The sequence below is a fragment of the Klebsiella sp. 28 genome (assembly GCF_018223905.1).
Lineage (GTDB): Bacteria > Pseudomonadota > Gammaproteobacteria > Enterobacterales > Enterobacteriaceae > Klebsiella > Klebsiella pneumoniae.
Window position 1 is genome coordinate 1 of sequence record NZ_JAGRQY010000033.1, and the last position, 14751, is coordinate 14751.

At 51.8% G+C, this 14751-nt stretch carries 9 protein-coding genes and 2 pseudogenes; 4 read left to right on the plus strand and 7 right to left on the minus strand.

The features are described 5' to 3' along the window. Positions 1-176: 176 nt before the first annotated feature. Positions 177-2399, minus strand: a pseudogene (locus KHQ28_RS29465) (glycosyltransferase). Positions 2400-2496: 97 nt separating this feature from the next. On the opposite strand from KHQ28_RS29465, the gene KHQ28_RS06480 reads away from it, so the two are divergent. Next, a complete protein-coding gene (locus tag KHQ28_RS06480) occupies positions 2497-3306 on the plus strand; it encodes a polysaccharide pyruvyl transferase family protein (protein ID WP_110539681.1) in 810 nt (269 codons plus the stop codon). Between the two features lie 269 nt (positions 3307-3575). Here the strand turns inward: KHQ28_RS06480 and KHQ28_RS06485 are convergent. Then, positions 3576-4196: pseudogene (locus tag KHQ28_RS06485) on the minus strand (transposase); the annotation flags it as partial. Positions 4197-4356: 160 nt separating this feature from the next. Here KHQ28_RS06485 and KHQ28_RS06490 point away from each other — a divergent pair. Next, positions 4357-4995, plus strand: coding sequence for an HNH endonuclease (locus KHQ28_RS06490; RefSeq protein ID WP_002887060.1), 639 nt, complete (start codon positions 4357-4359; stop codon positions 4993-4995). Between the two features lie 82 nt (positions 4996-5077). Here KHQ28_RS06490 and KHQ28_RS06495 read toward each other — a convergent pair whose 3' ends face one another. Both KHQ28_RS06495 and KHQ28_RS06500 read right to left on the minus strand, forming a co-directional pair. Then, entirely contained in the window at positions 5078-6757 is a 1680-nt protein-coding gene (locus KHQ28_RS06495) for a glycoside hydrolase family 43 protein (RefSeq protein ID WP_032418120.1), read from the minus strand. A gap of 58 nt (positions 6758-6815) precedes the next feature. Further along, entirely contained in the window at positions 6816-8255 is a 1440-nt protein-coding gene (locus KHQ28_RS06500; RefSeq protein WP_004153321.1) for an MFS transporter, read from the minus strand. Between the two features lie 426 nt (positions 8256-8681). Between KHQ28_RS06500 and xylA the strand changes: the two genes are divergently transcribed. Further along, a complete protein-coding gene (gene xylA, locus KHQ28_RS06505; protein ID WP_032418119.1) occupies positions 8682-10001 on the plus strand; it encodes a xylose isomerase in 1320 nt (439 codons plus the stop codon). Positions 10002-10273: 272 nt separating this feature from the next. Then, positions 10274-11656 (plus strand): carbohydrate porin, encoded by a 1383-nt coding sequence (locus KHQ28_RS06510; RefSeq protein ID WP_004146875.1) that lies wholly within the window; start codon positions 10274-10276, stop codon positions 11654-11656. A 318-nt stretch (positions 11657-11974) separates the two neighbouring features. Here KHQ28_RS06510 and phnV read toward each other — a convergent pair whose 3' ends face one another. The 3 genes from phnV to phnT are packed head-to-tail and all read right to left on the minus strand — an operon-like array spanning position 11975 to position 14747. After that, complete coding sequence (gene phnV / locus KHQ28_RS06515; RefSeq protein ID WP_032418252.1) at positions 11975-12772, minus strand: 2-aminoethylphosphonate ABC transport system, membrane component PhnV; 798 nt, start codon at positions 12770-12772, stop codon at positions 11975-11977. Between the two features lie 2 nt (positions 12773-12774). Next, positions 12775-13635, minus strand: coding sequence for a 2-aminoethylphosphonate ABC transporter permease subunit (gene phnU / locus KHQ28_RS06520; RefSeq protein WP_002923191.1), 861 nt, complete (start codon positions 13633-13635; stop codon positions 12775-12777). Continuing rightward, a complete protein-coding gene (gene phnT, locus KHQ28_RS06525) occupies positions 13635-14747 on the minus strand; it encodes a 2-aminoethylphosphonate ABC transport system ATP-binding subunit PhnT (protein WP_004150258.1) in 1113 nt (370 codons plus the stop codon). Before phnT ends, phnU begins: the two co-directional genes overlap by 1 nt. Between the last annotated feature and the right edge of the window lie 4 nt (positions 14748-14751).

Sequence of the window (14751 nt, forward strand, 5' to 3'; positions counted from 1 at the left end):
TCTCCGGAAAGACGAAGATCTCTGATTTAGCACTGCACTGAATTTGGGCCAGGGTCAAATCTGGCCGGGAACTCAAAAATGCATGCAACTAAAACAGGGTTATTTACAGACAAATTTAAAATTAGCTGAAAGTTAATATTATTTTTGCGGAGCCCTTTCGGGCCCCGAATATTACTTTATTTTAACATTGATTTCATTTTCCGGGCAACCCGGCGAACCAGGCTGGTGCCTCGTTTTGCGCCTTGGACATGAATTGCTTCATACAGAGCATTAAAACGGTCATGGGCCCAGCCATCTCTTTGCTGAGAAATAAGACCATCAACCTTATTATTTAAAAGTTGTAACTCGTTACTGACAGAATGACCACCATTGATGCTCCGCAAGCGATTCACTTCACTCTCAAGTTCTTGAATCTTCTCGAGGTAGGAAGGTATCAACCCCATTGCATAGTTATATTTAACATTCTCATCCATAAAAGGACGGAAACTGCGGTAGTTATTTTTACTCTTATTTCCACTTAACAACATGCCGGAGTTTGCAACTCTATACCAAAATAGAGGTTCCGGGACGATTTGCAATTTATATCCCTGTAATGATATTTTGGCAAAAAACTCCCAGTCTTCATGACCTAAACCGTAATCTTCAGTAAATCCGCCAACTTTTTCGAAAACCTCTTTCCTGATCAGCGCATTAGCATCGCCAAAGCAGTTACTAAAGCTGGCGATATTTAAATCAGGCCCTAACGGAAGCCAGCAGTGCGTCATTTTACGGAACGGAGAAGGGAACTCCTCACCAAAAATAAGATCGCTTGGTGTGGTTAACACATCGGCCCCAGAGTTTAATGCTGCAGTAACAAACGTTTCTACCTCAAAAGGCTTAGCAACATTATCATCGTCCATAAACATCAGATATTCGCCAGAGGCGTGTCGCGCAGCCAAATTCCTTGCAGCACCCAGATAGTTATTAGAACTACGGACAATTTTCCAGCCTCGAGAGTTAAAATCATTCTCGATGAGATTCAAATAACGATGAGAATCTTCTGTCGTACTTCCATCATCAACCAAGATGACCTCAATATTTTGGTACGTCTGAGATTTTATTGATGCGAGTGCTTGCTGAAGCAAATGGTGACGTTCGAAGTGAGTTATACACACGCTAACTAACGGGCTGTTAGCTTCATCGATTTTCTTGAATGCGCGGTTGTTTTTTCGTTCAACTGCGACAAACCAAGCTTCTTTAATATTGTCTTGTGATTCAGCAAGCCCTGGTTTTATATTTATATTTTTTAAGCGATAGTGGATTTTCCCGTATAAATCGACAGGTGTAGGAATAAATAGAACTTCCGCATGATGCTCCTGCGGAATAAGCTCTGGAATTCCACCAACGTTTGAAGCGAGGAAATTAACGTTATTAATCAAGCATTCATAAACAGTATAGGGTGAGTTTTCTACAAGTGATGGAATGATGACTAATACATTTTTTCTTTTTATATATTCATTAGCGTTGGTACGATCATAGTCGCTGATGACATTAACTGCGAGTCCCAAATTTTTAGTCTGATTCATAATATAAGTAAATGAATCAGTTTTCCCCATAGTGACATTTTTTCCGAGGAAGGTTACTCCAGAAATGCTCTCTTTATCTTCATCAGATAGTTTTCTTAATGCACGCAGGAATATGTCAAGTCCTTTACGGGTTTCAAGGCGGCCGAAAAATACAAGCTCAACGCCAGAAGCTGGCTTTTCATTTATTTTAACTGTAACATCATCTCTCGTCACAAACCCTTGAAATGGCTAGCAATTTAAAATTACATGACGTTCTTCAGGAACATTCCAGTGCTTACTCAACATCCAATCAATTAAATACTGAGACGGACTAACAACTTCATCCGCCATTTCAACCACCATTTTCTCCATATAATAGAGTTCAAGATGGTTCTGATCATATGGAAGCTGGTAATTACCTTCATCAGCCCATAACGTTGAACTGTGAGTATTTACAATGAACTTTGTATTTTCAAAATCCGTTCCATTCTTTTTGCTTAATAAAGTGTAATAAAGATCTGCCTGCCACTCACAAGAAATAACAGTGTCATAGATGTTATTTTCTTTCAACCAGAGATAAATTGAATAACTTTTCCTTCTAAAATACGGTGCATCAATATTAATCTCTTTTATCAGTCCGGTTCTTAGCAGATTGATACCAAAGGTACTATAAATACGTGACCAGTCGCTAAATTTCGATACAGATGATTCAGAATAGTCGCCACATGTATACAATACATCAACATCATACCCCTTTTTTGCCAAAGTAGTGGCAAGAGCAGTGAAAGCAGTACCAATACCGCCGTTACGGACAGGCCCCTCAATGTCCGGCGTCATTATAAGAATTTTCTTCATTGTAACCCTTCCTTTGTAACCTAGACTTTTCTATGATATTAGTGAATTGAAGTAGTGTAAGATAGCAGTCGGTAGCTTCTGTTAAACAGGATAAAAAATGACCAATATGAAGTTAAAATTTGATTTGCTTCTAAAATCTTATCATCTATCTCATCGATTTGTCTATAAGGCAAACCCTGGTAATGCTGGAGATGGTGTAATTGCATCTGCGACGTATGACTTTTTTGAACGAAATGCTCTTACCTATATCCCTTACAGAGATGGCGAGTGCTACAGTTCTGAAACTGATATTTTAATTTTTGGAGGCGGAGGAAACCTGATAGAAGGATTGTATTCTGAAGGTCATGACTTTATCCAGAATAATATTGGGAAATTTCATAAAGTAATAATAATGCCGTCGACAATCAGAGGGTATAGCGATTTATTCATCAACAATATTGATAAGTTTGTTGTTTTTTGTCGCGAAAATATCACCTTCGATTATATTAAATCTCTCAACTACGAACCAAACAAGAACGTATTCATTACTGATGATATGGCATTTTATCTCGATCTTAATAAATACCTGTCACTTAAACCCGTCTATAAAAAACAGGCCAACTGCTTCAGAACGGACTCCGAATCTCTAACTGGAGACTACAAAGAAAACAATCATGATATTTCGCTCACCTGGAATGGCGATTATTGGGATAATGAATTTCTGGCGCGTAATTCTACCCGTTGCATGATAAACTTTCTTGAAGAGTATAAAGTTGTCAATACCGACAGGCTGCATGTGGCAATTTTAGCATCTCTGCTTGGCAAAGAAGTCAACTTCTATCCTAACTCATATTACAAAAATGAAGCTGTTTACAATTATTCACTTTTTAATAGTTATCCAAAAACATGCTTTATTACGGCAAGTTGAAAAAGGCAGCGTATAATAATACGCTGCCTGAAAGCCATATAACTGTTACAGCATTGTTAATTATTACCTGCCAGCTTTTAGGTGACTATTCATTCGCACGCCTATAGTCTGCAAATCTATCGATTATCGCAGTAAAAAACTTATCAATGAGTTTAGTTGTTGCACCGAGGTTTTAACTTTCCGCATCACTTTTCACTTACAGTATTTTACTGACTCCGTGTTTCTTAAATTCTATTGTATGCTGACAGATTTTCCCACTTGCGTCGTCACGACTGGAGCAACACTGGATACTGCTGATCCCATTTCGCTTCCAGTTCATCCAGCACCGTTTCTGCGGCTTCTTTCGACCCCGCGCGATATACCGGTTTCAGATCAGCCATAAAAGCTTTATGGTCATTTGAGGCCACGTATTTAATCGAGTTACTGATTTGGTGAATGACGCACAACTGAACCTCTGTCTGCGGATAAATGCTGTTTATCGCCTCCGGGAAGCCGGTCAGCCCGCGCACGCAGGCGATCAGGATGTCTTCAATGCCCCAGTTTTTCAGGTCGCTTAATATAGACAGCCAGAAGTTAGCGCCTTTACTTTCTTATAGATACCGGCCCAGAGTTTCTTTCTTGCCTGCCAGATTCAGCGCCAGAACGGTATAAACCGTTTTGCTCTGATAACGGCCATTCTCACGGACTTTATAGTGAATACGTTCAGCCAGACGAAGGGGTAAACCTTTTCCAGCGGGTGCTGTTGCCACTGTTTTAGTTCAGGGGTAACTTTATCGTACTACACTGATGGTGGCGGTTGACATGCTGAAAGCATATAAATCTTCGAACTCTCGGCTAATGTCCTGGTAGCTAATCCCCTGCGCAAACAGCAGAATGATCTTGCGTTCAATAATAAATGCGATGATGCTCGCAAAATCCTTGCCGATCAACCCACCAGATGCGGCGGTTCTACGTGGATCGCGATTTAACTATCACTGCTAGTTATTTGTTCGAAAAGCCCATAGCTTTCTATTTATACTCAAGCTTCGCGCCATCAGATAGCTATGTCTTATGAAAAAACTACCGGACCATTTATCCAGGGAATGCATCATCGCCGCCATTCGCGCTTACGATGCAGGCGTTGCGCATCAGTTTAAAAGCGCGCGTCTGTATGAGATCGAGTTTGAGGGGCGTCGGTATCCTTCAAAAGCCATCGTCGGGTTAGCGGCCACGCTTGCGACAGGCACGGAATTTACCCCGGCGGATTTCAGCGGAGGGATTAAATCCAAATGCGTGCGTCTGTTACTGGATCAAGGATTTACGATCGCGTCGCAGGGCGCTGGCGATGACGAGGTTGCGCTTTTCCCCGATGAGGGACAGACAACTATGGAGTTCGTGGAAGGGGCGGCGATGCAGGTGGTGGTCAATCGCTATGAGCGCGACCGTCAGGCTCGTCAGGCGGCGCTTCGCCTGCATGGCTGCCGGTGTCAGGTATGCGGTCTGGATATGGCCAGCCGCTATGGCGAAATCGGCCAGGGTTTTATCCATATCCACCATCTCATTCCGCTGGCCGGGATCAAGCAGGACTACCGTCTGAACCCTGAAACCGATCTGATCCCGGTATGTCCCAATTGCCATGCAATGCTGCACCGGCGAGATCCGCCGTTTACTCCCGAAGAGCTGAAGGCCCGGCTGCGCCCCGCAGACTGACATCCTACAGCGCTCGCTTTAATTACATCACACACAGCACAAAACCCACGCTACCTCACCGGTAGCGTGGGCCCGCCCTCTCTTACTTATCCCGCGTCTCGCCAGCCTCCCAGCTGTAACTGCCATCGGCCGCTAACCTATCGCCCAGCTCCTGATACTCGAACTGATAAAACTCAGCCTGGGTGCCGTACCCGGCGTAGTCTACTGCCGCCAGGCCGACGAACGCCCCGGTAAAGAACCCGCCGTAGCTCTGCAACACATAGTCATCGGACAGTACCGCGGCATCCAGCAGGACCGGGATCTCGGTGAACGACACGCCATCGAAGCTGTATTCATAGCTGTAGGTCTGCTTGCGGACCTTGGTCCGGAACCAGACGTATTCCACGCCGTCCGGCACCTTGATGGCGTTATCTTTCAGGTACGACGTGTATTTTCCGCGGTTATTTTCGCCGACTTCGATGACCTTGCCGTTAATTTCATTCCAGGTCAGGAAGACGAAGCTCCAGTGGCGGTCGTTATAGTAGTTTGTTAATCCGGCCATCTGCTGGTAGCTGAAGGGTTCGAATTTCACCTTCACCGCGGCGTCAAAATAGAAGGCCTGCCAGCGGCGGGCAATCAGCGACAGGTCATGCGTATTGGCTAACGAACCCTGGCCGATTAAGGTTAATTTGCCGTCGCCGGTGGTGCCCATTTTGGCCGTAAACGGCACCCGCAGAGTATTCCAGTTCGGGTCGAGCGCTGGGGAGGTAAAGTCATCCTGCTGGCTATTATCGCTGGCGCTTTCGGTGAAGATGGCGTCTTTTGGCCCTTCGACGAAGGTTTTCCCGCCGTGACCGCCTTCAATACGCGGCCAGCCTTCGTCGTCCCAGTATACTTTCTGGATCGCGGTTTCCCGGCCGAGGGTTGACCAGCCGCGCGGGTCGTAGATGGATTCCCCCGGGCGATTCCATGGCCGGGCGCAGAGCGAGGCGTAATACCATTCGCCTTCCGGGGTGGAGACCAGCGCGCCATGGCCCTGTTTCTGGATGTAGCTGTCTGGGGTATCGACGTTGGTTAAGAACACGTCGCCCGGCTCGGTTTCGAAGCTGTCGGCCTCGAGGGTTTTCGACCGCGCCACCACCTCCTGGTGGGTAAACACGGTGCCGCCCTGGGCGGCAAACAGATAGTAGTAGCCGTTCAGTTTATAGAGGTGCGGCCCCTCGACCAGCGCCACGGCGGTGCCGCGGTAGATGGTGCGCGCGGTTTCCGGCATTAACTTCAGCGTTTTGGTATCCAGCTCCGTTAAGGTAATGCCATCGAAGGGGTGATGATACTCCCGGTGATCCCAGGTTTGCTGGACGATATATTTCCGGCCATCGTCGTCATGGAACAGCGAGGCGTCAAACCCGACGCCGTTCAGCTTGATCGGGTCGCTCCACGGGCCCCGAATATCCTTCGCGGTGGTCAGATAGTTGGTCATGTCTTTGAAGGCGCCTTCGGTGACCTTCACATCGGTATACACCAACCAGAATTGCCCATCGGCCCAGGAAAGCGCCGGCGCCCAAATGCCGCCGGAGGAGGGGTTGCCCTTCATGTCCAGCAGGGTGGTGGTGGAGAGCGGCGAAGGCAGCAGGTTCCAGTTTTTCAGGTCTTTCGACTCATGTAAACGCACGCCCGGGAACCACTCAAACGTCGAGTTGGCAATATAGTACGTTTCCTCGACGCGAATAATACTGGGGTCGGCATTAAAGCCGCGTAATATCGGGTTTTGAATAAGTGACATTTCATTACACCTTTTAAAATGGAAAGTTAAGGATCGGTCTGATTTATAATTTTTTTAACTACACGCGGATCTCATCCAGCTGACGGTTGATGTCGGTAACATGTTTATCGGAGATCGGATAAACCTGCATGATCACCATCGAAATAGCGGCCAGCGCGATTGGGATCCACACCGCGGTCATAATGATCCCATCGATGGCGCTGGCGCTCTGCACGGCGCCGCTTTCATTAAATCCATACACCGCCAGCAGCCACAGTGGGATAGCGCCGCCGATGGTGAAGCCGATCTTGAAGAAGAGTCCCATAATGGCATTGATAATGGCGGCATTGCGTTTGCCCGATTTTAATTCGCCGTACGCGATAACTTCCGGTACCAGCGCCCACATAAAGCCGGTGGCGGAGGTTAAGCCCCACTGTTTAATAAAGGTGGCGATGTAGGCCAGCCACAGGGCGTCGTGCATCCCTTCGCGGGACCAGACGTAGGTCAGCAGTTCGCCGACGATGAACATGGCGAGGAACAGATGGAAGAAGCCTTTTTTACCAAAGATTTTTTTCAGTTTCGGCCAGAACACCGGGAAGGCGATGCCGGGAATAGACGCGACGAGGCCCACGGCGCCCATCCATTCGGAGTGGCCGACGACGAACTGGTTGAAGAAGCCGTTAACGGTGTTCATGAAGAACATGAAGGTAAAGGCCAGCATAAAGAACATGCCGAGAATAACCAGCGGACGGTTATGTCTGAGCTCGTGGAAAAGGTCGGTAGTTTTGACGTTGGCGGTCTGCTCGGCGGTCGCGACAACGCGTTCTTTGGTGCATTTGTAGCAGATAAACAGGGCCACCGCGCCGATGATCATATAGATGGCGTACACGCCAAACCAGGCGTAGTTCGCCGACGGATCGGTATAGTTGCCGAGATTCAGCTCAAGGCCAAAAAAGCCGGTGTCTTTCAGGCTGCGATCTTTCGGCGCCGCCATCTGCACAAACATCGGGAACAGGGTATAGACCAGCAGGTTGGCGCTGTTGGCCAGCATCATGCGGGTACTGGTCAGCTTATCGATCGATTCCGGGTCGCGGGTCAGCGAGGCATTCAGCGAGCCATAGGGAATATTGACTAAGGAATAAACCAGGTCCAGCGCCAGATAAATAATAAAGGCGAAAGCCACCGAACCTTTCACCCCAGGGATTGGCGCGAACAGTAATGCCGACAGGATCACCAGCGGAACGCCGGCTCGTAACAGCCACGGACGATATTTCCCTGCTTTCGAGGTTCGTTTATCCACGTAGGTTCCGACCATCGGATCCCAAAACACATTAATGATGCGGACAAAAAGAAAAATAAAGCCTGCCGTTGCCGTGCTGATGGTATTTACCGTCAGCATATGCAAAGCCAGAAAACCCCCAATTGTGCCGAAAACCAGGTTTTGCGCAAAGTCGCCCATGCCATAACCAATTCGTTCACCACGGGTTAATTTATGATATTCATCATGCCGACTGTGCATTATGTTTTTACTCATTCTAAGCAGACTCCGGTTTGTTTTGTGTAGGTGAAACACTTTCTGACACAGTTGACCTGGAAGAATCTATTACGTTTTTAAATTAAGTAATTATGTTTTTTTACTTCTGTGATCCTCGAAGCAAAGGCCTGTATCACCTGCGTTGAATCGTTATCCTCCGCTAATTTTCGGGCAGACAGGCATTGTGACAAAACCGGCATTTTAATTCGCTATGTTCACCTGAATTCCCCTGGAAGTGTACGCTATACGCGCGCGAAGCGAGATATTTAAAATAGTTTTATTTGCGAGATGGCTCACATTTGAGCATTTTCTCAATCGCCGAGTGAAATAACGTAATTGAGCAACCGACGATGAGAATACACGATGTGTCACAGTTGTTAATTTTCCTGTTTCTCAATTTCGGAGTTCATCATGCAAACCTATTTCGACCAGGTTGATCGCGTTCGCTTTGCCGGACCCAAAACCGATAATCCGCTGGCGTTTCGCCACTATAATCCGGATGAAATCGTGCTGGGAAAACGCATGGCCGATCATCTGCGTTTTGCCGCCTGTTATTGGCATAATTTCTGCTGGAATGGCGCGGATATGTTTGGCGCCGGCTCGTTTGAGCGTCCCTGGCAGGCCGCGGGCGATGCGCTGGAAATGGCCAAACGCAAAGCGGACGTGGCGTTTGAATTTTTCTACAAGCTCAACGTGCCGTATTACTGCTTCCATGATGTCGACGTCTCGCCAGAAGGCGCGTCGCTGAAAGAGTATTTGCATAATTTCGCCATCATGACCGAGGTGCTGGCGGAGAAACAGCAGCAAACCGGCGTGAAACTGCTGTGGGGCACCGCCAACTGCTTTACCCACCCGCGCTACGGCGCCGGAGCGGCGACCAACCCCGATCCGGAGGTGTTTGCCTGGGCGGCCACGCAGGTGGTGACCGCCATGAACGCTACCCACCAGCTCGGCGGCGAAAACTATGTTCTGTGGGGCGGCCGCGAAGGTTACGAGTCCCTGCTGAATACCGACCTGCGTCAGGAGCGTGAGCAGATTGGCCGCTTCCTGCAGATGGTGGTGGAGCACAAGCATAAGATTGGCTTTGGCGGCGCGCTGCTTATCGAGCCGAAACCGCAGGAGCCCACTAAGCATCAGTACGATTACGATGTCGCGACGGTGTATGGCTTCCTGAAGCAGTTTGGTCTGGAAAATGAGATCAAGGTGAACATTGAAGCCAACCACGCCACTCTGGCGGGGCACTCTTTCCACCATGAAATCGCCAGCGCCATCGCGCTGGGCATTTTCGGCTCCGTTGATGCCAACCGCGGCGATGCGCAGCTCGGCTGGGATACCGATCAGTTCCCGAACAGCGTGGAAGAAAATACCCTGGTGATGTATGAGATCCTCAAAGCCGGGGGATTCACCACCGGCGGCCTGAACTTTGACGCCAAAGTTCGTCGGCAGAGCACCGACAAATACGACATGTTCTATGGCCATATTGGCGCCATGGACGTAATGGCGCTGTCCCTCAAGCTGGCCGCGCGCATGATTGAGGATGGCAAGCTCGATCGGGCTCTGGCAAAACGCTATGCCGGCTGGCAGGGCGAGCTGGGGCAGAAAATTATGACCGGGCAGATGTCGCTGGATAATATTGCCCGATACGCTGAGCAGCATAATCTGAATCCGCAGCCTCAGAGCGGGCGTCAGGAATTACTCGAAAATCTCGTCAATACCTATATCTTTGGTTAATTTTTGCTGACATGCCCCCGCGGGGGCATGTATTGCGCCGTCTATCCGCTGCCGGGAAATAGCGTTTATTGGTTCGTGCTGTGTTTTTTTTTGTCAGTGGCGAAAGACCACCTGTTTAATATCAGCGAAGGAGGAAGGGTAACGATAATTGTGTAACGCCTCTGTGATCGTACAAAATAAAAAATAACTTGTTCTGATGATAGCGACATATTCTGTCAGCTCAGAATAGGCTGGTTATTGTCTGAATAAAATTAACCTATATTGAGAAACTCATGACAATGATAAAAAAGCTTCCATTAACCATGGCGGTTATCGCCGCGTTTTTTCCGCTTACCTCTGTAATGGCGCAAGAATTTACTCAGGAACAGATCGACGCCATCGTCGCCAAAGCCGTTGATAAAGCGCTGGCCGACCGCCAGGCGAAAATCGACGCCGCGGCCGACAAAAAGGTCGACGTGATCACCAACCCGCAGACCACCGCCGCCTCGCCGGATATGGCCATTCCGTTCGGCCTCAAGTTCAGCGGCTATGCCCGCTATGGCGCTCACTTCCAGACCGGCGACCAGAAATATGTCGGCGTCGACGGCTCCTATAACGGCGCCTCGGCGATCGGCCGTCTGGGCAACGAAAGCAACGGCGGCGAATTCCAGATCAGCAAGGCCTTCAAAAGCGCGCAGGGGGCTATCTGGGATCTCAACGTGATGTTCGACCACTGGAGCGACGAAGTTAACCTGAAGAAGGCCTACGTCGGGGTCACCAACGTGCTGGAATCCAACCCCAACGCCTATATCTGGGCCGGCCGCGACTTCCACCAGCGTCCGCAACAGGGGATCAACGACTACTTCTGGATGAACCACGACGGCCAGGGCGCCGGGGTGAAGAACTTTGATATCGGCGGCGTGCAGTTCGACGTGGCGGCGGTCTCGCAGGTGAAATCCTGTAGTCCGGAAGTGATGGCCGACGAGACCAACCCGTCGCGCATCACCTGTACCGGCAGCTCCGACACCGGCGACAACGGCCACTACGCGCTGACCACCAAAACCCACAACATCAAGGCCGGGCCGATCGACGTCGAGGTGTACGCCAACTACGGCTTTGATTCGAAGGCGGTGGACAGCGACGCGCGTCTCGAAGCCTGGCAGGGCGGGCTGGTGCTGAGCCACACCAACGACAGCGGGGTAAACAAGGTGATCCTGCGCTACTCCGACAACTCGGATAACAGCGTCTACAACAAAACCGACGACCTGACCACGGTCTACGCCAGCTTCGAGGGCAGCCATAAGTTCACCCAGCAGGCGCAGGTGGAATATCTGCTGGCCTTCCACGACTACGACAACGGCAAAGATAATACCGACAACCGCAAAAACTACGGCGCCATCGTCCGGCCGATGTACTTCTGGAACGACGTGCACTCCACCTGGCTGGAAGCGGGCTACCAGCGCGTGGATTACGACCAGGGCGGGGATAACCACGGCTGGAAGCTGACGCTGTCGCAGAACATCGCCATCGGCATGGGGCCGGAGTTCCGTCCGATGCTGCGCTTCTACGTCACCGGCGGCCAGGTGGATAACGAGCACACCGCGAAGGTAAACGGCACCCAGGACCAGCAGCTGGATTCGCTGAACGTCGGTGGGATGTTTGAGGCGTGGTTCTGATGCGATAGCGTTGTCGAAGGAGCGTTCCCGGCTGGCGCTACGCTTAGCCGGGCTACAACTGGTGCGCTCCATTTATGCCGGATGGCGGTATACATGCCTTATCCGGCCTACGTTCCTTCCTGTGGGACCCCACCCCAGGACCGGCAAGCGCAGCGCCGCCGGGCAGGACACTTCAAGCTCCGTACCTGTGGTTGTGCCGGATGGCGGCATAAATGCCTTATCCGGCCTACGTTCCTTCCTGCGGGCTCCCCCCCCAGGACCGGCAAGCGCAGCGCCGCCGGGCAGTCAGACCCGTGCCCTGGTGGCGTCATCAATTCTTTATCTCTGGCTTAATCGGCGGGCGATACGCTCAAGCTTCATCATCAACAGCAGCGTGACGCCCACCAGCACAATGGTCAGCGCCGAGCCATCGGCGATATTGCCGCGATCGGTGAGGCTGAAAATGGTCACCGGCAGCGTCGTCCAGCCCGGCGGATAGATCATCACCGTCGCCCCTAACTCTCCCATCGACAACGACAGGCTCAGCGCCAGCGCCGAGATCATCCACGGCGTCATCAGCGGCAGCGTCACATGGCGCAGGCGATACCACGGCGAAGCGCCCAGGCTGGAGGCGACGTTTTCAATATCAGCGGAAATACGCGCCAGCCCGGTCGTTACGTTGCTGAAGGTAAAGGCGGAGATCAGCACGAAGTGCGCCGCCAGAACGATAAAGAAGGTGCCGTTCATCTGCAGCGGCCCCTGGCTAAACGCCACCAGAATGCCCAGCCCGACGGAAACCGAGGGGATGGCGCTGGGCAGATAAAACGCCAGGCCAAGATATTTCTGTAGCGTCGCGCCATACTGGCGCAGCGCCAGCGCCGCCCACATCCCGCACAGCAGCGCCAGCAGGCTGGCGCAGAAGCCCACCATCAGGCTCGAAAACAGCGAATCCCACGCCGCGCCGCGAAAGGCGTTAACAAAGTGGGCAAAGGTAAAGCCGGTGGGCAGCAGGCCGTTCCATTGTTTACTCAGGCTGGAGAGTAAAATCACCGCCAGCGGCAGCAGAAAAACGCCGGCAAAAAGCGTCACCGCCAGCGCGCCCGTCGCCGCGCGGCCTTTACACGACCAAATCAACATCGTTAACTCCTTACGCCAGTGCGCGCCGCCGCCAGCCGATAGAGCATAAACAGCCCCAGCGACAGCAGAATATTGATCAGCGCAATCATGCAGGCCACGCTGTAATCCGACTCCAGAATCGCCTTGCTGTAGACCATCATCGGCAGGGTATTAACCCCTTTGGCGCCAATAAACAGCACGATCCCGAACTCGTTAGTGGTCAATAGCAGGCACAGGCTGCCGCCCGCCATCAGCGCCGGGAGCGCCGCCGGGAAGATAACCTGGGTAATCACCCGTAACGGATGAGCGCCGAGAATACTCGCCGCTTCCAGCTGGCTCTTATCTATCTGCCGCAATCCCGCCATCAGCGGGCGCATCACCAGCGGCGTAAAGACGGTAATCTCCGCCAGAATCACGCCGTTAATCGAATAGAGGAAGTCTACCGGTGGCAGTTCAAAAGCAAACAGCGCCATCAGGGTGCCGTTGAGCAGCCCCGCCGAGCCGTAAATAAAGGTGAATGCGAGAGTGATAAGAAAGGTCGGCAGCGCAATAAAAGTATCAATGACCCGGCTCACCAGTTGGCTGCCGGGAAACGGAATAAACACCAGAATCAGCGCCAGGACGCTGCCGAGCACCAGACAGCCAAGGGTAGCGAACACCGCAATCTGTAAGGTATTGAGCAACGCGCCAATAAAGCGTTTTGAGTCAATCACCTGCCAGAAGGTCTCGAGGCTCAGGTTGCCGCTGGCGTCGCGCAGCGCCTGTTCGGCGATCAGCAGCAGCGGATAGAAAAACAGCGTCGCCAGCACCAGCAGCGGCAATGCCAGCCACAGGTAAGGGCGTAGGTTTCGCGCCGGACGCGCAAGCGTGAGGGTTTGCGCCATCATTGCACCTCGATCAGAACCGCATCGCCAGGTTCGAAGTAGAGCGCCAGCTTGTCCCCCGCGCGCGGCAGCGGGTTCACGTGGGTCATCACAATCCGCACCGCTTCGCCGGCAACATCGCACAGCAGATGCGTCAGATCGCCCTGCCAGTGTACCGAGGTCAGGGTAGCATTGAGACGATTACTGGTTGCCGATCGCGGCGCCAGGCTCATGTGCTGCGGGCGAATGCATAACAGCTTGTTGTTGCCATGCAGGCCGCCCCGGCTGAAGGCGTTAATCAGGCCGCCGCCACAGCTCACGCTAACCAGCCCCGGCTCGGGGCTGTCTTTCAGCGCCGTCGCCTGCAGGATATTGGCGCGGCCGAGGAATTCGGCGCTAAAGCGGTTCGGCGGATAGTGATAGAGCTCGTGCGTTTCGCCGTGGGCGATTAGCGACCCGTCTTTCATAATGCCGATTTTGTCCGCCAGGGTCAGCGCTTCGGTCTGATCGTGGGTGACGTAGAGAATGGTCAGTTCCGGCAGTTCGCGATGCAGGCGGGCAATCTCTTCCACCATGTTATGGCGAATTTGCGCATCCAGCGCCGACAGCGGTTCATCAAGCAATAGCACCCGAGGACGCACGGCAATCGCGCGGGCTATCGCCACGCGCTGCTGCTGGCCGCCAGAAAGCTGATGCGGGTAGCGGGTGGCGTAATCCGCCATGCCGACGATTTTTAAGGCTTCAGTCACCCGCTCGGCGATAAGCCCCCTGGGCTGCTTTTGCGCCCGCAGGCCGAAAGCGACGTTATCTTCCACCTTCATATGCGGAAACAGCGCGTAGTTCTGCACCACCATCGCCAGCCCGCGTTTGTACGGCGGCAGCTGGGTGACGTCAGTATCGCCGATCAGGATCCGCCCGCCAGCCGGTTGCACAAAACCGGCAATCGCCCGCAGCACCGTGGTTTTCCCGGAACCGGAAGGGCCTATCAGCGCCAGCACCTCACCGGGCTCAATGGTCAATGACAGCGGTTTTAAGACCACGTTGCCGTGGTATGAAACGCGCAGCGAGTCCAGGGTGATCCCGGACGTCCCCGCCAGCGACGGGGAAGAAGTGACGGTGGTTTTCATCAACATCAGG

Excerpts from the sequence above, each read along its gene's own strand:
- KHQ28_RS06480 (WP_110539681.1), top strand. The coding sequence starts at position 2,497 with ATGACCAATATGAAGTTAAAATTTGATTTGCTTCTAAAATCTTATCAT.
- KHQ28_RS06490 (WP_002887060.1), top strand. The coding sequence starts at position 4,357 with ATGAAAAAACTACCGGACCATTTATCCAGGGAATGCATCATCGCCGCC.
- KHQ28_RS06495 (WP_032418120.1), bottom strand. The coding sequence starts at position 6,757 with ATGTCACTTATTCAAAACCCGATATTACGCGGCTTTAATGCCGACCCC.
- KHQ28_RS06500 (WP_004153321.1), bottom strand. The coding sequence starts at position 8,255 with ATGCACAGTCGGCATGATGAATATCATAAATTAACCCGTGGTGAACGA.
- xylA (WP_032418119.1), top strand. The coding sequence starts at position 8,682 with ATGCAAACCTATTTCGACCAGGTTGATCGCGTTCGCTTTGCCGGACCC.
- KHQ28_RS06510 (WP_004146875.1), top strand. The coding sequence starts at position 10,274 with ATGACAATGATAAAAAAGCTTCCATTAACCATGGCGGTTATCGCCGCG.
- phnV (WP_032418252.1), bottom strand. The coding sequence starts at position 12,772 with ATGTTGATTTGGTCGTGTAAAGGCCGCGCGGCGACGGGCGCGCTGGCG.
- phnU (WP_002923191.1), bottom strand. The coding sequence starts at position 13,635 with ATGGCGCAAACCCTCACGCTTGCGCGTCCGGCGCGAAACCTACGCCCT.
- phnT (WP_004150258.1), bottom strand. The coding sequence starts at position 14,747 with ATGTTGATGAAAACCACCGTCACTTCTTCCCCGTCGCTGGCGGGGACG.